Raw genomic sequence first — 19010 nt, 5'->3', positions numbered from 1 at the left:
AGCATGTCTGCGCCGTTCGATTTCTTTTCACCGCAACGGATCGTCTTCGGCTGGGGACGTCGCACCGAGGCGGGCCCGTTGGCCGCAACGCTCGGCCGCCGCGCTTTCCTGGTCGTGGGCTCGCGCACGCTCGCCCGGAGCGGCGCCATTGCGGAACTCACCGCTGCTCTAGAGGCGTCGGGCATCGAGGTCTCTCCCCTCGCCACGATCTCTCACGAACCTCTGACGACCGACGTCGATGAGGCGACAGCCCTCTTGAAGCAAGCCGGACTGCGCGAGGGGGATTTTCTCGTCGCCGTCGGCGGCGGCTCCGCCATCGATCTTGCCAAGGCTGTCGCAGCGATGGCGACTCAAGATGCCGATGCCGTGACCGGCACGCCTCCGCGTGTCGTCGATTACCTCGAAGGAGTCGGACGGGGCTATCAGCTCGTCGTGCCGCCGCTTCCGATCATGGCGCTGCCGACCACCGGCGGCACCGGCACGGAAGCGACGAAGAATGCCGTGATCTCGTCGTATGAACCGGCTTTTAAGAAGAGCTTGCGCGACCCGCGGCTGGTGCCGCGCATCGTGCTCGTCGATCCGGAGTTGAGCGTCGGTCTGTCGCCGGAAACAACCGCTTGGACCGGCATGGACGCGATCACGCAACTCATCGAAGCCTTCATCACGCGCAATGCCCGCCCGATCCCGCAGGCGCTCTGCCTTGAAGGCCTCCGGCTCGCGCTGCCGGCCGTCGAGCAAGCCGTGCGCGACGGCACGAACCGCCCGGCGCGCGAAGCGATGGCCCAGGCGGCGTTGTTCTCCGGGATGGCGCTCGCCAACTCCGGACTCGGCCTGGCGCATGGAGTCGCGGCTGCGCTCGGCGTCATCTGTCGCGTTCCCCACGGTCTAGCTTGTGCCGTCATGTTGCCGGCGGCGTTGGCGGCGAATCGTGAAACATCGCAAGCCGATCTCGCCCGGCTCGCTCGCTATTCGTTGAATCTTTCCATTGCCGACGACGCCTCGGCCGCGCAGGCCCTCGTCGATCGAGTCGCCGAGCTATGCCGCTCGCTCCAGGTCCCCCGCACGCTCGGCGAACTCGGGGTCCGTAAAGAGCAGCTTCCGGCGCTCGTCGCAGGGTCGAAAGGAAATAGCCTCAACGGAAATCCTCGTCCGATCGCAAGCGATGAACTACAACTCATTTTGGAGCGCATGCTGTGATCGTAGTGGCAGGACTTACCCCGGCTTGGCAACAAATCATGCGCTTTCCCGGGCTCAAGCTCGGCGAAGTGAATCGCGCGGCTGAGGCGGTTTGGTGTGCCTCGGGCAAGGTACTCAACGTCGGCTTGGCGCTTGCTGCGCTCGGCACGGTGAGTCGTACGATCTCGCCGGTCGGCGGCCCGGCTCGCGAATCATTCGAGCGCAATTTCGCCGCGGCCGGCGCAGTCGTCGATTGGATCAAGACTGACGAGCCGACACGCGTCTGCACGACCCTCTTAGACGAGTCGACCGGTGTGACGACCGAACTCGTCGAGAACGCGCGGCCCTTGAGCGCCGCGGAGTTGCAAGCCTATATCGAGGCGTTCCGCAAAGCAGCCGCCGACGCAGCGATCGCCGTCTTCACCGGTTCGCTGCCGGGTGCCGTAGCGACGACGTTCTATCGCGATCTCGCCGATCAGACGTCTGCCAAACTCATCGTCGACGCGCGCGGGGCGGAATTGCTGGCGATGTTCGAAGGGGCGCGGAAGCCTTTTCTCGTAAAGCCGAATCGCGAAGAACTCGGCAAGACCGTGCGGCGCGAGCTGGCGACCGATGCCGATCTCTTCGCCGCGATGCGCGAGTTGAACGAGCGCGGGGCCGAATGGGTCGTCGTGACGCAAGGCAAAGACGCCGTGTGGGCCTCTTCCAACCGGGAAGGTCTGTATCGTTTCACCCCTCCGCACGTCGATCGAGTCGTCAACCCGATCGGGTGCGGCGACTGCGCGTGCGCGGGCATCGCTTACGGCTTGGCCGTCGGGCGTGGAGTGATTTCATCGATCGCACTAGGCATGGCCGCGGCGACGGACAATCTCGGTTCGCTCCTCCCGGCTCGGCTCGATAAAGACCGCGTCGGCCGCATCGCCGCGACGATCACGCCGGAAAAGATCGAGCCGGCGAGCGCTTAGTCGACGCTATTTGCGGAGCGTGTCGCTGCCGTTCGCCGCAGCTTCGACGTAGAGCGGCAAGTAGCGGTAGTAGACTTCCAGACACAGCGTTGCGAGGGCCGTCGAGTAGACGCGGCCGCCGTAGCTCCCCCAGAGATCGTCGGGCTCCCAACTGCCGACGTTTTCGCCTCGATCGACTTGCGTGCGCAGTAATTGCGTGGTGAGCGCTTCGTTCCACTTCTGCCAATGCTGCCCTTGCAGTTGGTACATGCTCAAGGTGCCGTAGTACCAATAATAGTAATTCGATTGCCCGATGCCCGGCAACTCGCCGAGGAGATAGTCGCCGGCTTCGTCGCTCGCCGGGTTCTGCCGAGCCATGCCGAGAAACTGCTTGCATACGAGCCCTTCGGCAGTCATCGGCCGGCTGACTCGTTCGCCGGCTCGATACGAGGCGAGCCCACCGTGGTTGCCCGACGACACGCTTTGAAGGAATCGCGACATGCCGTCGCGCGTGGCGGTCGGGACTTCGATCCCTCCTAGTTCGGCGCTCTTAAGCGCGATGAGTTGCCAGCCGAGTTGACTGAGGTCGCCGCTTTCGTGCGGTCGATAACGCCAGCCGCCGGTCGTTCGATTTTGCGATGCGAGCGTGTACGCGATTGCGCGGCGAACCGGATCGCGTAAGCGGTCGTCGCCGGTCATCGCCAGCGCTTCGCTGATCGCGAGCGTCGCCATGCCGTGGCAATACATAAACGCGAACGGCTCGGCCTCGCCGCCGAGGTTGCCGTTGGGGTGTTGCGCGTCGATGATGAATTGCAACGCCGCGGCGACGGTTTGCTTGTAGTCGCCGCGCTGGTGGGTATGACCGGCACCAAGCAGGGCGAGTAGAGCGAGGCCGGTGATTCCGGCATCGGCCTTCGCGCCGGCCCCCCCTCGGTTATGTCCGAGCGTTTCCGATTCTTGGCCCGCTCCGAAACGACGCGGGTTCCAGCGACCGTCGGCCTCTTGATGCGTCGCGATCCATTTCAGAGCGAGCTTCACCGAGGCTTCGGTCTTATCGGAGCCGCCGTGCGCTGCCGCGATTTTGTCTCGATCCGAAGCCGAGCGTTGTTGGTAGAGTTGCGGGATGTGATACTCCGACGCGTTCGTCGCCGGCGACGTGCTTGCTGCTTCCGGAGCGATGATCGGGAGCAGTCGCACGGCTGGATCGACCTCGGGAACGGGCGGTGCCGTCGGCTGTGGAAGCGTGGCGACGTCGGCCGGGACGCGAATGCGCGTCATCTGCGTCGTCACGTTCTGCGGCTGTACGGGCGGCTTCGCGGCCGGCGTACTCGGTTCGGGGATCTTCAACTCCGCAGGCGCTGGAAGCTTCGCAGGTTTTTCCGGTGGCGCTGCCGCGACGACCGGCTTCGGCACTTCGAGTTTCGCCGGAGCGGCTTTTGCAATCGAGGGTATTTCCGGTGCCGGTTTCTTCGGCGGTGCGGGAGATTCGGCAGCTACGCGAGGTGTGGTTTCCGCCGTCTTCGGTAATGAGGTCGGCTTCGGAGCAGCGACGAGCAACTCCTTCGTCGCCGGGGCGGGAATGGAAATCGATGTCGTCGCCGGTGCGATCTTCGCAGGGGGCCGCGCCGCTGGTGTTAACGGTGGTACGACACGCGGGGCCGAAACGGTCGTCGGAGCGAGGAGCTTCGTGGTCGGCGTCGTCATTGAAACCGGCAGTTCTTTGATGCGCTTCTTCACATCGTTCGGCGTGTCGGGCCGGCCGATTGCCGAGTCGCCGCCGGCCGAGAGGTTGATCGTGACTTGATTTCCGCCCCCCTGCCGCTCGGCGACGACCTGAATGCTCGTCGCGTAGATCAAGAGCAGCAGATGAAACCACACGGCAAGGATCGTGCATTTCTGCAACGGCTTGGAAGTGCCGAGTCGAGTGTGTAGCAGCGCGATCAGCACGCCGGTAAAAACGGCGAGGCCGACCCACAACGCAATCCAAAGCGATTGCGGGCTGAAGAGACGGGCCAGAAGGTCGCCGGAGAGATCCATCGCTTCAGCGTCTCGATTTACCGTTTCGGATTCGCAACGGGATTCGCCGTCGTCACTGCGACGCCGAGTTCGGTGATGCCCGCCTTACGACAGGCATTAAGCACGTCGGCAACGTATTGAAACTCACCGCCGCCGTCGCCGCGCACCAGCACGCCGAGGTCTTCATACTGGCTACGGGCCGCGCTCAGCCTGCGGCTCAGTTCGTCGAGCGTTACGGTTTCTCGTTCCAGCGTGATTTGGCCGTCGCGATAGACGTTGACGACCTTTTTCTCCGGAGCGGAAGTCAACGCCTCGACGTTGCTGACCTGCGGAACTTTCAAGCCGATCTTGCGTTCCATCTCCGTGAACTTTGTGCCGACCATGAAGAAAATAATCAATAGAAACAGCACGTCGATCATCGACGTCAGGTTGAGCGACGGTTGCTCGTCGAGTTGCGTGCGTAGCGGCATAAATCGCTCGGGAAAGTGTACGAGAATCGGAGCACTACGTTAGGCCGCGTCTTTACGTGTCCGCGTCGTTTTTATTTGCGGCATGTCGACTAAACCTTCGTCCGAAACGATCTGCACCAGCTCTTGCCCGAGGGCATCGATCTCGATGATGAGCTGGTCGACGCGGCTCACGAAGTAGAGATAGACCGAGAGAGCGGGAATGGCGACGGTCAGTCCTGCGGCCGTGGTAATCAGAGCTTCGCTGATGCCGCCGGCAAGCAATTCCGGCCGGCCCATCGCATTGCTCGAAGAAATTTCGTTGAAGGCTTTAATCATGCCGAAGACCGTGCCGAGCAGGCCGAGCAGCGGGCTGATCGTGGCGACGCCGTTGAAGACCCGCAAATAGCGACGCAGCGAGTTCACCGTTCGCTCGCCGGCATCGAGCACCCCTTGTTCGACTTCGACGGCGGGCTTGCCCCATTTGCGAATCGCCGCGCTGAAGACTTCAGCGACGGGGCTACCGTTCTCTTGGCAAAGCGCAAGAGCTTTTTCGCGATCGAGCTGACCTTCGCGCAGTTGATGCAGAAAGCGTTTGACGAACGGCAGCGGAATCACCCGGCCGCGACGAATGGTCATCAGACGCTCGAAGCCGAATACTGTAGTCAGGACCGAGCAGAACGCGATCGGCAACATGATCACGCCGCCGGCGAGAATGATATGCCAGAGATTCTTCGAGGGTATTTCCGGCATTTGCTCGGTGCTTGCCGCTACGGGACCGGGTACCGGCGAGGGAGCCGGCGCTTGCCCTTGCGCCAGCACCATTCCGGCGGCGGTCAGTGCTAAGAGCAAAGTGACGATGCCGCGCAGCGACGAACGCTTCAACATCGCGAAGCGAGCTTTGCGTTCTGCTTGCGAGGCCGCAGGACGAGCGACGGAGGAGTGGGAAAGAATCGTCGGCATGGGCTTACTTTCGTTGGAAGTTACCGGCCGGTGCTTCCGCTTGTCGCACGGCTACATCGCGGCGGCGGACGGCATCTGCGGCATAGAGCGAGGTGGCGTGTTCGGTGATCAAGCGTTCGTAGGTGCTGCGGGCATCCGCGTGTCGGCCGAGTTGTTCTTGGCATTTTCCGGCTTGCAGTAATGCCGCGGCGCGCCATTCGGGAAAGTCGGCTTGGGCGATGACTTTGGCGTATTCGTTCAAGGCCGTCGCGTAATCGCGTTGGTGAAAGTGCGACTCGGCAAACATGAAGCGTGTGAGCGTGGCGGTTTCCGTCCCGGCCGCGCGAGGTTCGGCCAAAACGCGGTCGTAGGCTTCGCGCGCTTCGCGAAACTCGGCTTTCGCCGCATGGGCTCTGCCGGCGAGATAGTCGAGTTGGAAGCGAGCCGCATCGGGCGGCAAGAGCGTGCGCGATTCTGCGACGGCGGCGATCGTCTCCGACCAGCGGGCCCCTTGCGCGAGCGCTTCGATTCGCCGCGCGACGGCAGCCGCGAACCACGGAGATTGCTTGTCGCCGCCGCTCGTGATGTAGGCCACGAAGCGTTCGACGGCGTCGTCCCATGCTTCCGTGCGGTAGGCAATCTCACCCTGCCAATAACCGGCGTGGCAAGCAAGTTCATTTCGAGGAAACTTTTGCGCGAGTGCGGCGATCGCTTCTTCCGCACCCGAGCGATCGTTCGCCGCGAGCGCAGTTTGCAATTGCAGGGTAAGCACGTGCGGCAAGAGCGTGTCGTCGGCCGAGAGCCGAGCTTCACGAAGTTGCGAGGCCGCGACGTCGAGTCGACCTTCGCCGAGATGGTGTTCGGCCGCACGATAAGCCGCATCGGGCCGGAATTTGCTCGTTGGTTGTGTTCGCACGAGTTCTTCGAAGCGTGCCGCGGCTTCGGCCGGACGCTGCAACTTCTTGAGGTTCCAAGCCGACTCATACAGGGCGATGTCGCGATATTCATCGTCGCTCGCGGCCTGCTTCAGATAGCGATCGTACGCCGCGGCGGCTTCTTGATGGCGAGCTAAGCCATCGAGAGCTTGCGCAGCGAAGAACGACACGGTCGAGGATCCATCCGCGGTAGAGCCGTCGAACGCTCGCGCGGCGGCCCACGCCGACGAAAAGTCGCTGCATTTCAAGAAGGCTTCGATGCGGTGGAGCGCCGCTTGCTCGAAGAGTTCATCGTCGGGATAGATCGCGGTGACGAAACCAAACCAATCCGCGGCGGCGATGAAATCTCCGCTGCGTAGAGCGATGTCGCCCAAATAGAAAAGCACGCGCGGCATCGTCGGCGTCGAGACGCCGTTCGCGTTCGCTTCACGTACGATCGCTTGCAGCGCCTCGCGGGCCTCTTCGTTGCGGCCTGCGAGATAACAAGCCTCGCCGAGCCGGTAGCGGGCGATCGACACGAGGGCTGCGTCTTGCGATGTTGCGACGAACGGCTTTAGGGCGTCGATCGCTTCGGCCGAATGTCCGTCGCGGATCAGGCTTTCGCCGAGATAGAAGCGCGCTTGGGTGACGAGCGTCGCAGGTTGCTCTACTTCCTCTGCCGCTGCATCCTTCTTCGTAGGATCGGGAGAGGAGTCGTCGATCAGCTTGCGAAACTCCGTCGCGGCTTGAGTCCACCGGCTTGCGTTGAAATGCTCGGCGGCGAGGCGAAAGCGCTCTTCGAGGTCGGCGGCGAACAGGTTCGTCGACGAAGCGCAGAACGTCGCCGCGATGAGAATCGCGGCGACGTTGCGATAGCGGCTATATGCGGTCATCGGCAGACCGTCCTGTCGAAAGCGGCGGTGAATTCCTACTCGAACTCAGCGTCGCGATTCGACCTATCCGTTAGTGTGTGTGGCCGTCCTTGCAGTCGACATCGCCGACCATGTGCAAGTGGTTATGGTCGATGTAGATGACTTCGCGAGAATCTTCATCCACGGTCGTGTACGGGACCGGCCAACCTACGCGAGTCGTCTCGGAGTAGTAGATCGTGCACTTGTAGTGAGCGTGGTGGAGTTGCGCAGGTCCGACCATCGGGTAGACGCGCGGCGGATCGATGTAGTCGGCGATCGGCTCGATGATCATGCGGACGTTGTTCCGCTGGCGTTCCCACAGGAGCGGCACGCCCCCTTCGACGGAGCTCGCCTTCTCCAGGCCTCGCATTACTTCATCCGGAGTTGGAGGATCGAGAGCCTTCGGAGCGCCGCCCGAGGTGATCGGGCCGAGAATCGGTACCCGCTCGTAGCGTTCTTTGTTCCAGTAGGCGTCTTCGAATTTGTCTTGGTAGTACGGCGAAACGGGAATCGGAATCGGCAAGCCGGTTCCCGGGCCGTAGGTCGTGTTTAAGGGAAACATACATCCCGACGAGCCGGCAACGCCGACGGCCGCAAGGCAAAGTGCGAAGAGGGAAGAGGTCTTCTTCATCGTGAGAAATCCCTTAAGCAAGGTCGGGAGGCCTTTCGGGCCGCCACATTCCGTTTCGACCATGTGTCGACATTCTCGAGCAAACGAGGATGCCGCTGAACTACACGTTGTTATCGTGTGAATCTGTGACGAACTTGCGGGTATTTACGCGATTGCCGAATTTTCCATCGCCGCCATGCCGGCGAGGAATGATGGCACACGCGACGCCGGCAACGGAAGTTCGTCTGCGATCAACGAAAAGATCCCCGCGACGAAGCGGATTCGTCGCGGGGATCGAGCATGTTTTACAATCAGGCAGGCGGCAAACAGTCCTTCTCGGCAACGACTAGCGGCGGAAGTGCCGGCAGGTGTCGTTGAAGTCGAGGAACCACCAACCGTCTTTCCATTCCATCGTCACCTTGCGCCAACCGAGCGGCACTTGCGGATACGGATAGAAAGGACCGATGTACGGCCAAGCCGAAGCGGAGTATTGATTCGGATAGGTCACGGCACCGTAGTTGGGATACGCGGCGTAGCTCGGCCAAGCGTTGCACGGCATGTGCGGCTGGTCGTAGTTGACCCGTTGCGGCGAGCTGTTCGACGAGCCGGCAATCGGGATCGGCGAACCGGATTGATAGCCACCGCCCATCGGGATCGGACCGCCGGCGTTCCCGTTGAACGACGTGCGGCGAACCTGTTGTTGTTGTTGTTGTTGTTGTTGTTGTTGTCTGACTGGGCCCGGTTGTTGACGAGCGGCGACTTGTGCCGCGACCGGCGCCGGTTGAGCGGCGGCTTCGCTGCCGAAGACCATTTCTTCGCGAGTCGTCGCGCGGCGAGCGCTGTTATCGTGGGCCGTCGGCGTGATTTCGAAGTCTTTCTTGGCCGTAGCCTTGACTTCGAGGTTGTTCACGACGCTGGTCACGCCCGGCATGGTCTCCGCCATTTGCACGGCGGTCTGAGCTTGCTGGTCGTTGGCGACGCGACCCATCAAGATCGCGGTTCCCCCTTCGAACTTCACGCCGATGCTGTAGTCTTTCAAACGCCCGCTCGAGCGAATGGCATCGGCAATTTCTTGAGCGGCTTCTTGCTCGGTGCCGTAGGCTCCGGCGGGCAGCATGGCGGCGATGGTCAACATCGCCGTGCTGAAAAAGAATCGTCGGATCATCGAAATCCCCCTTCCATGGACTGTACGTTTGTCGGCCGAGCTGTCGACGTCGCCCAAGCACGGTCGTCTGGCGACGATGTGCTTAGTCCAATTCGACGTCGGCGTTGCTGCATCCTTGCGGCGAACATGCTCGCGGATTCCGCAACGTAAGCACGAGCCTACGGTGAATCCGCTACATATACGGATCGGTCAGGAATTGTGCCGAAGGTAGGCTTTTTTTCGATTTTGCCGAATCGGAGTGCGGGCTCTGCCGGCGAAAGCCAAGGCCGTTCGACGAAAACGACGAGCGTGAGATCCCATGCGAAGCAAAGCGAGGCGCGCTCCAGCGGAGCATGGCGGCCGGCGCTTAAAGAGCCGGAAGAGTTCGGAAACCGAACTAGATGCGGGCTTCATGCCGGCAATCGACGACCGCCAGCACCGCCATCACGGCCAGTACTACGCCGGAAGCGATGCTGATGCGTGGCATCGTGATGAAAGAGACCGCCGTGCCGATGCCGAGGAGCAGCATTACGAACACGCACAGGCCTCGCAACGTGTGTGCCATCGAAGTCCGTTCGCCGACCCGCATGACCCACACGCCGATCAAACCGACGACTTGGAGAATGACGAGGCAGGTGTTGATTGCCGCGGGCGAGAACGTTTGCATCAGCGCTTCTCTCCGAACTGGAGCAATCGAATCGCAAGAAGTGCGACCTGGGAGCGAGACTTATACCTCGATTCGGCGAAAAACGGGAAGACCGGTTAAAGAAAACGGCGAGGCTGTTTTCCGCATTACGATCGGAATATCTTGCCGCGATATCAAGCCTGGGCGAGTGCCGACCTACGAAAAAATGCTTCCCGCCCGATCGGTTTCGGGCGGGAAGCATTGGATACTCAGCATGCCGATACGCCGCGGCTAGGCCTGTCGCCGTGCGGTTTACTTACGAAGTCGTTCCGCGAGCTCTTTGTCGAGCAAGCCGAGTTCGACGTTGCGACCGACGACCTTGCCCGTCGCATCGACCAGCATGATGGTCGGCACGGTGAAGATTCCCATCTCCTGAGCGAAACGGCTTTCCATGCCCCCGTCTTCGAAAAGTTGAATCCAAGGGAGTCGGTTCGTTTCGAGATAGGTCAGCAAGTCGGGTTGTTTCACGTCGAGGCTGACCCCCACGATGACGACGTTGTCGCGCGCATACTTCGCTTGGATCTGCTTGAGCTGCGCCACGTCGCCGGCGGTGGTCGCTCCGGCCGAAGTCCAGTAATGCACGACCACGGTTTTTCCGGCCAGCACCTTCAAATCGAAGGCTTTCCCGTCGGCCGTCTTGCCGGCGAGCACCATCGGCTTGCCGATCGAATCTAAACGACGCAGCGCTCCCATCGCCTTGCCGGCGGTCTGCTCTTTCGGGAACTCCTGCACGATCTGCGTGTAGAGCTTTTTAGCGTCGTCTTCCTTGCCGGCGAACTCGCTGTCGATCGCAAGATGCGAGATCGCTTCGGCGGCTTCCTTGCTCTTCGGAAAGTCTTTGACGAACTGCCGCAAGTTGTCGAGCCATTCCCCTTGGGTCTTGTTGAAGTTGGCGTCCTTGGCGTTCATCGCGCTCATGTACACGGAGGTAATGATGCTGAAGCGCGCGTAAGGGACGTGTTCCTTATCGTTTCCGACGGCCAGTTTCTTTTCGAGCTCTTGCAGTCGCGCTAAGCCTTCCGGATAGCTGCCGGTTTGCGCTCCGTCGCTGCAAGTGTCGATCAACTGACGAATCCAGATCTCACGATCTTCCGCCTTGTCGAGACCGGCGAGGTTTTTCTCGATCAGGTCGGCTCGTTCTTTTTTCAGAGCGGCAAGTTGCTTGGCGTCGGATGCTTGGGAGGTCTTTTTCTCGTTTTCTTCGAGCGCGACGGGGAAATCGCCGGCTCCCTCGGTGGTCGTGCCCTTCACGTTGCCGGGCACCGCGCGGACTTGATTCGTAAAGTAGCCGGCGGCGAGTTGCGCGTCGCCCTCTCCTAGCCGCTCGGGCATGTCGATCAAGCGCCAGCCTTCGCCGACCTTGATCATCGTGCCGATCTGGAGTTGCCCGCTTTTGCCTCCGGCTTCGAACATCGCCACGATGTTCTCGTAGACGAGAATATCTTTCGTCGAGCCGTTGGTGCCGGCCGGGATCGTCGAAGGCTTGCTGCCGCTGAAGTTGAGCCAGCGCGAGCCGGTCGCGATCAGGGCTTTGTTGTCGTCGTTCGAAAGGCCTGTGAAGCGCTTCGGTGCGGCGGCGAGTTTCGCCCCGATCTCTTTCAATTGCGTTTCACCGAGGCCGAGCGTTTGCAATTCTTCCGGGGTTAGCAGCAGCCGCTGAAACCGCAACGCTCCGTCCAAGTGTTGACCCATCGCAGCGACCGCTTCCGCGCTCACTTCTTCCGCGGAAATGCTTTTCCAACTGTCGATCGTTCCGTCTTCGTTCGTGTCGAGCGCCCAACGGCTCCCGCCGGTGTTCAACCAGCGAAACTGATCGGCCTTGCCGTTGGCGTTGGAATCGACATCGCGATAGACTTCCAAACCGCCGGCGAAATAGCTCCATTGATCGACCGTGTTGTCGCCGTTGGTGTCGGTGAAGCGGCGAATGATTTGGCCGGTCGGGTCGTAGACGATCCAGCCCGACGTGCCGAGATTCTTCTCGACTTTGATCGTGCATTTGGCGGTTTCATCTCCCGTCGGCTTGTCGAATTCGACGTCTTTCTGCAACGGCGCGAGCGCCAAAGCTTGCTCGACCGTGGGATTGGCGTGCGCGATCGACGCCGGAAGCAGAGGGGCAGCGGCGGCCAAGCAGCCGAAGAACAGTTTCTTGCCCGAGATCCGTAAACGGGACGTCATCGACATAGGACTCGACTCCTCACAATGTTATGAAACCGCATAGGCTGCGAAGCGCGACGTTTTCCGCTCGGCGACCGAGCGAACGGCGAGCTTGGGGGCACATGGCGTTTGATTCTTTCGACGAATCGGCGTTCGTTCGGCTTTCCTTGTCCGAACGATTTAGCTCCATTCACGGCAACGCGCCGATGAATAGAATAAATCGGAATTCAGAAACGCGGAACATGAGTGAACCGGTCAAAGCTTGCCGATTAAAACGACGCCGGCAGCGATTTGCATGCTAGCGGCTGCGAGTGTCGCCGCATGAGTCGCCGGCAATGCCGCTGTTGCTTCGGTTCGCCGTAGACGGATGATTGCATCGCCCAGCCCTACTTACGGAATCACGACCATGCCCCACGATGCATCGCGACCCGACGCCGCTGCGCCGCTCGACGACAAAAGTCCTGCCTGGCCCGGCATGCGCCGGCTTTCGCCGTTGCGCAATTCGACGAAAGCCCACGATCTCGAATCGCTCGTCGACGAGCAACTCGGTCATTTCGGCATCGACCCGCAGACGGAATACGGCGCGGCCTTGTCGCGGGTCGCGCGCAGGCTTTACGAATGCGAGTCGGATCTCGAGCGGTTGTGGCAAGTCACGATGTCGACGCTGGCAAAGCTCGATCGAAGCGACGGCATCGCATACTTCAATGCCAAAAAATTCCTCTCGTTTCAATTGGCGAAGCTGCTCGACACGCTGCAAAACCCGTCGCGCAGCACTTACCAGCATTTGAACTACGGCAGTGCCACGCTCGCGGCGAAGGGGCCGTATGCCGTGTTCGACAACGTCACGGCGCTCTTCTCGGCGACGCCGGTGATCGCTCGCACGGCGACCTATATCTACGCTTGCGCCGAGTGGATCGAGGACGCGTTTCAAGGCAAAGAGTTGATGCTCGAGATCTACTCGCGGCTACTCAACCCGACGTCGGTCTCGCTGGCGAATCAAATCGTCGAGCTCGAGGCCGGAACGTATAGTAACGAATACTTCGCTTGGAACTTCAATAGCGGCATGGCGGCGATCGACGGCGTGTTGGCTCACGTCCTCGGACGTGACGACATCTTGATTTCGAGCCGGCATATCTACGGTGGCGCCCATCAACTGATTCACGATTGGTACGCCAAGAGCTCCAATCTCGAAGTCGCAGTTGAAACGTTCGACGGCTACGGCGTCGACGAGTTCGTCTCGTGCTATGAACGAACGGCGAAGAAGTACGCCGATCGTTTGGCGGCCGGACGTCGAGCGTATGTCTATCTTGAGAGTCCGTGCAACCCGCACGGCTATGTGCTCGATCTGCCGGGTATCTGTCGCGCGGCGCATGAGCGCGGGCTACGGGTCGTGCTCGATGCCACAGTGGCGACGCCGTTTCTCTACCGCCCGCTGCAACGAACGGATCCTACCGAGCGGCCCGACTTCGTGATTCATAGCTATACGAAAGACCTCTCCGGCACCGGCTCGGTGATCGCGGGGGTCGTGATCGGGCGGAATGAGGACATGTTTATTCCCAAGGGAGAAACCGCCGGCGGCGTGAAATGGAACGAGACCCTGTTTTGGAACGTGTACTACGTGAAAGGGGCGTTCCTCAACGCCGATGCCGCGTTTGAGGTGTTGCAAGGTTTGCGAACCTTGGAATTGCGCATGTTGGCGAAGTGTATCAACACGGAAATCATGGCCCGATTCTTCGATCGGCATCCGTCGATCCGCGTTCACTGCAACGCGTTGGACGGCAACGACAATTCGTCGCTCTGCCGTGAGCAAATGTTTCTCGGGTTGCCTGCCCCGCTGTTCACGATCGATATGGAAGGAGTGCCGCGGGAGGCGTTTCAACGCTTCTTCGATAACCTTTCCCCGACGTTCGGCCACATGATCAGCCTGGGGCAAACGAATACGATCGTCAGTTGTCCGGCGTTGACGACCCACTCCGAGCTCGGGCCGGAACAACTCGCGGAAGCCGGAATTTCCCCGACGACGATTCGCCTGGCGATCGGGCACGAAGACCCACACGACCTAATCGGACACTTCATCGGAGCGGCCCGATTGACGATCGATCCGCTCGTCGCCGGATTCAGCGACGGTTTTCCGTCGGAGCAAGAGATCGAGCAGTTGATTCGCGACCGTTATGTTTCGGCACATATCCGATACATCGAATCGAAACGGCAATTGCCGGGCGGAGTATAATTTCCGGAGCGAGAAGCCGACGTGCGACGAACGTTTGCGAGTTTGCCCGATTCGAGCAGAGCAGTCATGACGCCGTTTCCCGAACGTGATCCTTCGCCCGTCGATCCGCCGGAAAATAGCGGCGACGAGTACGAGATTTCGCCGTTTCCGAAACATTGGTCGGAGATGGCAAACCCCGAGGGGAGCGAATCGAAGCCGGAAACGTATGCCGTCGGCGAAGAGGTCCCCGAAGGTCCGTATCATGCCGAGGCCAAGACTTGGCGGGAAGTCGTGGCGGCGAACGGCAGGCCGAGGAGTGAGGCGGGAGACGACGACCGGCTCTATGAAGTCGGGCCGCAGACGGTCGCCGTTCAGCGACGATCGCGCATCCTTGCTCTACTCAGAGAAGACGTCGCCGCGAAACTCCGAGCGAACGAAGATGGGCGCATCGGCAAGCTTGTCGATCCACGCCGCTTTACGCTGACTCGGTTGTTCTTCGTGTTCACGTTGGCTTCGATCGTGCTGGCCGTCGGCGCACGATTTCCGCGCGGAGCATTCGCCGGAGCCTCGGGACTAGCGGCACTTGCGACGGCGATTCTTTCGCGCTGGCTAATCGGCGGAAGCGCGATTGCGCAACTCGCTTGGGGGACTTTGATGGCGATTTACTTACTGGCGTCGCTCTTTTCGCTGCTGAACTTGTGACGCCGCGCACGACTTACGCTCAACTTGGTTCTAGGTGGTGTAAGTCCCACTTCGTCGCTACCTCGTCGAGCGTTTTGCCGAGCAATTCCATCGGTAAGCCGACGACGTTCGACTCGCTCCCTTCGGTGACATGCAGCCAGTCGTAGCCGTCTTGATAGCCGAACGCTCCGGCCTTTCCTTCCCAGAGGTTGGTCGCGAGATATTCATCGAGCTGCCTGTCGCTGAGCTTATCCATGCGCAGCTTCGTGCATGCGACTTCGACGATCGGATCGGCTTCCGGGACCAGCCACACGCAGAGCCCGCTGTAAACGCGATGCTCGCGGCCGGAGAGCAACGTCAGCATCGAGCGGGCATGTTCTTCGTTGCGGGGCTTGCCGAGAACCTGCCCTTGGCACTCCGCCATCGTATCGCAAGCGACGATCAAGCTCGGGCCGACGCGCGTGGCGATGTCGACCCCCTTTTGATACGCCAGCCGCGCAACGAGCTCCGGGGGAGACTCTCCGCTACAGACGCCGCACTCGGCCGACTCCGAAGGAACGATGATTTCAAAGGCGTACCCGGCCTCGGCCATCAATTGTTTGCGACGAGGAGAACCGCTGGCGAGAATCAAGGGTCGTTTGAATCGTTGCATGCGACGAACCGTGTGATTGAACGAGCATTTCCGCGGCTTCCGAGAACCGGCCGCATAGGCGCGTTGCCGGCGATCGAAGTATACTCGCCGCTGTGTCGAATGTCTTGCTTGCGCACGCCGCCGTGGTTGGAGTGTCGCCTGCACGCACGAATCGAGAGCCGGTCGATTTTTTTGGAAGTCTTCGTATGTCGTCGCCGGTCGTTCTGTACGAAGACAATCACCTGTTGGTGATCGATAAGCCGGTCGGGTTGACGACTCAAGGGGCGTTGCCGAACGAGCCAAGCGCCGTGGAATGGGCCCGCGATTATTTGAAACGAAAATACGCCAAGCCGGGCAACGTCTTCATCGGCGTCGTGAGCCGCTTAGATCGGGATGTTTCGGGAGTGCTCGTGCTTGCCCGTACGTCGAAAGGGGCGGCTCGATTGAACGAGCAGTTTCGCGAACGCTCGGTGAAGAAAACCTACTGGGCCGTCGTCGAAGGCTCGACGCCAGACGCGTTGCGTTGTGAAGATCTGATCGCCGAAGACGTCGCGCAAAAGCGGATGCTCGTCGTCGATGCACGATTGCCGCCGAAATTCAAGGCCGACGATGCGCAAGCGGCGGTGCTCACGTTCCGCCGGCTGCAATCACTCCCGGAGACGACCTTGCTCGAGGTGCAGCTCGAAACCGGGCGGAAGCATCAAATTCGAGTTCAGCTCGCAAGCCGGGGCTGGCCGATCGTCGGCGATAAGAAATACGGCAGCCGCCGACGCTTCGAGGCGGGCATCGCCCTGCATGCGCGGCAGCTGGAGATTTCGCATCCGACGCGGGGCGAAGCGATGGTTTTCGAGGCGAAATGCCCCGTTTCTTGGAAAGTGCTGGGCGTACGCTCGTAGCACGGAGATAAAAAAACGGCAAACCACGCGGCAAAAAAAGGCTGAAACTAGGCGCGTCGGGCTGCCCATCAGTATTCTATATTTCTAAGGTTCGCGAATTCCATTTTTCGCGAAGGGTGTGATTCCGATTTCGTTTCTTGCCGATTCCGGCGCTTTGATCGTCGTTTCGTGAGCAAATTCGTTCTGCAACGCTCGGCAGTCGCTTCCGGTTTGGTCGGCTCCGATGAGCTGGATCAGGTCTTAGACGAACTGCGCGCCGAGTGCGGCGGCGAAGCCGTATCCGACGAAATGCTCGGCCAACGTCTGCTTACCTTGGGTAAGCTCAACGCTTGGCAAGTCGAGCAACTTTGCAACGGCCGCACGAAGTTCAACCTGGGCCCTTACCATGTGATCGATTCGATCGGCGCCGGCGGCATGGGCCAAGTCTTCAAGGCCGAGCATACGATCATGGGGCGGATCGTGGCGGTGAAGGTGTTGCCGCGCAGCCGCTCGACGACCGAAGCTATCGCGAATTTTCGTCGCGAGATTCGGACTCAGGCTCAACTCGACCATGAGAATCTCGTACGGGCATTCGATGCCGGACAAGACGGCAACGTCCAATTCCTCGTGACGGAGTATGTGCCGGGGACCGATTTGCGAAAGCTGATCCGTGCCAACGGCGCACTCTCGATGCAGCAGGCCGCTTCGATCATCAGCCAAACGGCGCGCGGCTTGGAACACGCGCATAGTCGCGGCTTGATCCATCGCGACGTGAAGCCGGCGAATGTGCTGGTCTCGCCGGACGGACGTGTGAAAGTCTCCGACCTGGGGCTGGCCGGCTACTTCAACGATCCGGAGCAAATCGATCAATACGGCGGCAAGGTCGTCGGCACGGCCGATTACTTGGCGCCGGAATTGATCATGCGGCCCGACTCGCTCGACACGCGCAGCGATATCTATTCGTTGGGCTGCACGCTTTACTACGCGGTAACCGGAAAAGTGCCGTTTCCGGGCGGCACGATGCGCGACAAAGCTCGAGCTCATTGCCAACAGCCCCCGCTCGACCCTCGGAGGTTGGTGCCCGACCTCGGAGATGAGTTCGTCGAAGTGATCGCCGACATGATGGCGAAGAGGCCTGACGATCGGATCGGCACGGCGGCGGAAGTGATCGAGCGTTTGGAGCCTTGGGCCGGTGCAGGAGCGGTCGTGCCCCCCTTGGTGGCGGAACCGGTTGCGCCGTTGTTCTCGCAAGCGGTTCGCAAGACGGCTCCTTCGCCGATCGGAGATACCGAGCCCTATTTCCTAGTGCAGCCGTTTCCCGAGCCGCTCGGCGAGACAAGCACCAGCCAGATGTCGCTCGGCACGCATCTCACGGCCGATGAGACTCTCCCTTCGTTCACGAGCCGCTCGAATCTTTTTCCGCGCAACTCGCTGCATCACTCGACGGACCACAACATGCGCGTGGTGATGTTGATCGGCGCGGTCGTGGTCGTGGTCTTACTGTCGGTGGTCGCGATCAACATGATCCACACGATGCTGGCCGGATAGACAGTGCCGGTTTGCTAACGCGAGGCGCGCCACAGAAGCACGACCGCGATCAGCAGCACGAGCGCCGTCGCCACGGCCCCTGCGAGGACCGCGGGAGACGCGAGCATCGATTGAGGGGCCGGGACCGGTCGGCTTTTCAGAGAAGGAAGCGGCGCATTCGTGCTGCCGGCGTCGGCCAGTAGCTCATCGAACACGCTGGAATAAACCTGCCTACTCGGCTGCGCCTCGACGATTGCTACCGGCTCGGGCGACTTAGAAACCGCCGCGACCGGTTTCGCCGCGGTCTTCGGGGCCGTAATGGTTCCGGCAAATGCCGGCGAACCCCGCGGAGGAAGCACGAGATCGGCCACGGCTTCACGATCCAGCGGGGCCAAGTCCTTGGTGTCGTCTTCGGTCTCGTCGAGATCACGCAGCGCGAGCTCTACGTCGAGCGATTCGGAATCGTCGGCCGAAGTGCCGAGAATTCGCACGATTAAGTCGACCGGCGTTAGGTCGGGCGGGCCGGAAAGAATCTGGTCGGCTTGGTCGGCCGAGATGCGTTCGCGCGTGGCGAGCCACTTCAAGAGGACCCGCGGCGAGAAGTCTTCGATCGCAACTTCCGTGAGCTGCCGGAGCCTACGGACATCCGCAGACGTCAGCAAGCCTTGGCGCTCGCAAGCGATAATCCAGTCCTGGGTCGTCAACATCGGGCTCATGGCAATAACTTCGTCATTCGATCGCGGGAACGATCAAGCCATGGCGGGAAGGTTGGGTGGGAAGATCAAGCAAGACTTTATCTTATCTTGTCCGGACCCATCGCGGAACGCCACGCTAATGAATTCTTAACGGGGGTGATCGAGAGGCGGGGTGAGCGTTGTTGGCCGGAGGGGGAGGGGAATAAAAAAAGCCCCATGAGGCTTTGGGCCTCATGGGGCTCTGTATTTGAATCCGGCAACACCTACTCTCGCGCTTTTAGCACTACCATCGGCTTGAAAAGCTTAACTGCCGTGTTCGGAATGGGAACGGGTGTGGCCTTTTCAATATAGTCACCGGAAAAGAATCGGCGGCAGGTGTTTCACCACCGCCGACTCAGTTCGGACTTTGATCGTTTTGGTTTTTGGTAATTTGTAGCCCGGCTCTTAGAC

The 19010-nt window shown here is 60.8% G+C and carries 16 protein-coding genes and 1 rRNA gene; 6 read left to right on the top strand and 11 right to left on the bottom strand.

Annotated elements, in window-relative coordinates; all coding sequences use genetic code 11:
* Positions 1-3 precede the first annotated feature (3 nt).
* Both K8U03_08925 and K8U03_08920 read left to right on the top strand, forming a co-directional pair.
* Positions 4-1197: an iron-containing alcohol dehydrogenase gene (locus K8U03_08925; GenBank protein ID MCE9605010.1), complete on the top strand. Its 1194-nt coding sequence runs from the start codon at positions 4-6 to the stop codon at positions 1195-1197.
* The gene (locus K8U03_08920) at positions 1194-2141 is read left to right on the top strand and encodes a hypothetical protein (protein MCE9605009.1); all 948 of its coding nucleotides are present in this window, start codon (positions 1194-1196) and stop codon (positions 2139-2141) included. Before K8U03_08925 ends, K8U03_08920 begins: the two co-directional genes overlap by 4 nt.
* Positions 2142-2147: 6 nt before the next feature.
* Here K8U03_08920 and K8U03_08915 read toward each other — a convergent pair whose 3' ends face one another.
* The 8 genes from K8U03_08915 to K8U03_08880 all read right to left on the bottom strand — a co-directional run bounded on the left by K8U03_08915 (position 2148) and on the right by K8U03_08880 (position 11969).
* Positions 2148-4157: a hypothetical protein gene (locus tag K8U03_08915; protein MCE9605008.1), complete on the bottom strand. Its 2010-nt coding sequence runs from the start codon at positions 4155-4157 to the stop codon at positions 2148-2150.
* A gap of 17 nt (positions 4158-4174) precedes the next feature.
* Positions 4175-4606, bottom strand: coding sequence for a biopolymer transporter ExbD (locus tag K8U03_08910; GenBank protein ID MCE9605007.1), 432 nt, complete (start codon positions 4604-4606; stop codon positions 4175-4177).
* Positions 4607-4645: 39 nt separating this feature from the next.
* The gene (locus tag K8U03_08905) at positions 4646-5470 is read right to left on the bottom strand and encodes a MotA/TolQ/ExbB proton channel family protein (protein ID MCE9605006.1); all 825 of its coding nucleotides are present in this window, start codon (positions 5468-5470) and stop codon (positions 4646-4648) included.
* 79 nt (positions 5471-5549) lie between these two features.
* A complete protein-coding gene (locus K8U03_08900; GenBank protein MCE9605005.1) occupies positions 5550-7331 on the bottom strand; it encodes a tetratricopeptide repeat protein in 1782 nt (593 codons plus the stop codon).
* Between the two features lie 70 nt (positions 7332-7401).
* The gene (locus K8U03_08895; protein MCE9605004.1) at positions 7402-7911 is read right to left on the bottom strand and encodes a hypothetical protein; all 510 of its coding nucleotides are present in this window, start codon (positions 7909-7911) and stop codon (positions 7402-7404) included.
* A 394-nt stretch (positions 7912-8305) separates the two neighbouring features.
* Positions 8306-9124, bottom strand: coding sequence for a BON domain-containing protein (locus K8U03_08890; protein MCE9605003.1), 819 nt, complete (start codon positions 9122-9124; stop codon positions 8306-8308).
* 376 nt (positions 9125-9500) lie between these two features.
* Positions 9501-9770, bottom strand: a complete 270-nt coding sequence (locus tag K8U03_08885; GenBank protein MCE9605002.1) for a hypothetical protein — start codon at positions 9768-9770, stop codon at positions 9501-9503.
* A gap of 270 nt (positions 9771-10040) precedes the next feature.
* Positions 10041-11969: a redoxin family protein gene (locus K8U03_08880; GenBank protein MCE9605001.1), complete on the bottom strand. Its 1929-nt coding sequence runs from the start codon at positions 11967-11969 to the stop codon at positions 10041-10043.
* Positions 11970-12417: 448 nt separating this feature from the next.
* Here K8U03_08880 and K8U03_08875 point away from each other — a divergent pair, with 448 nt between their 5' ends.
* Both K8U03_08875 and K8U03_08870 read left to right on the top strand, forming a co-directional pair.
* Positions 12418-14172: a PLP-dependent transferase gene (locus K8U03_08875; GenBank protein ID MCE9605000.1), complete on the top strand. Its 1755-nt coding sequence runs from the start codon at positions 12418-12420 to the stop codon at positions 14170-14172.
* 66 nt (positions 14173-14238) lie between these two features.
* Positions 14239-14853 carry a hypothetical protein gene (locus tag K8U03_08870; GenBank protein MCE9604999.1) on the top strand — a complete coding sequence of 205 codons (615 nt, stop codon included), beginning with the start codon at positions 14239-14241 and terminating at the stop codon, positions 14851-14853.
* Positions 14854-14872: 19 nt separating this feature from the next.
* Here the strand turns inward: K8U03_08870 and K8U03_08865 are convergent, their stop codons facing one another.
* Complete coding sequence (locus K8U03_08865; GenBank protein MCE9604998.1) at positions 14873-15484, bottom strand: Maf family protein; 612 nt, start codon at positions 15482-15484, stop codon at positions 14873-14875.
* 185 nt (positions 15485-15669) lie between these two features.
* Between K8U03_08865 and K8U03_08860 the strand changes: the two genes are divergently transcribed.
* Positions 15670-16359, top strand: a complete 690-nt coding sequence (locus tag K8U03_08860) for an RluA family pseudouridine synthase (protein ID MCE9604997.1) — start codon at positions 15670-15672, stop codon at positions 16357-16359.
* Between the two features lie 168 nt (positions 16360-16527).
* Positions 16528-17886: a serine/threonine protein kinase gene (locus K8U03_08855; protein ID MCE9604996.1), complete on the top strand. Its 1359-nt coding sequence runs from the start codon at positions 16528-16530 to the stop codon at positions 17884-17886.
* Between the two features lie 14 nt (positions 17887-17900).
* On the opposite strand, the gene K8U03_08850 is transcribed toward K8U03_08855, so the two are convergent.
* The gene (locus K8U03_08850; GenBank protein MCE9604995.1) at positions 17901-18581 is read right to left on the bottom strand and encodes a hypothetical protein; all 681 of its coding nucleotides are present in this window, start codon (positions 18579-18581) and stop codon (positions 17901-17903) included.
* 230 nt (positions 18582-18811) lie between these two features.
* A 5S ribosomal RNA gene (gene rrf / locus K8U03_08845) occupies positions 18812-18919 on the bottom strand.
* Positions 18920-19010 lie beyond the last annotated feature (91 nt).

Source organism: Planctomycetia bacterium (assembly GCA_021413845.1).
Taxonomy (GTDB): Bacteria; Planctomycetota; Planctomycetia; order Pirellulales; family PNKZ01; genus PNKZ01.
Note: the sequence above shows the minus strand (reverse complement) of the source record. Positions and strands in the feature narration are given on the sequence as shown.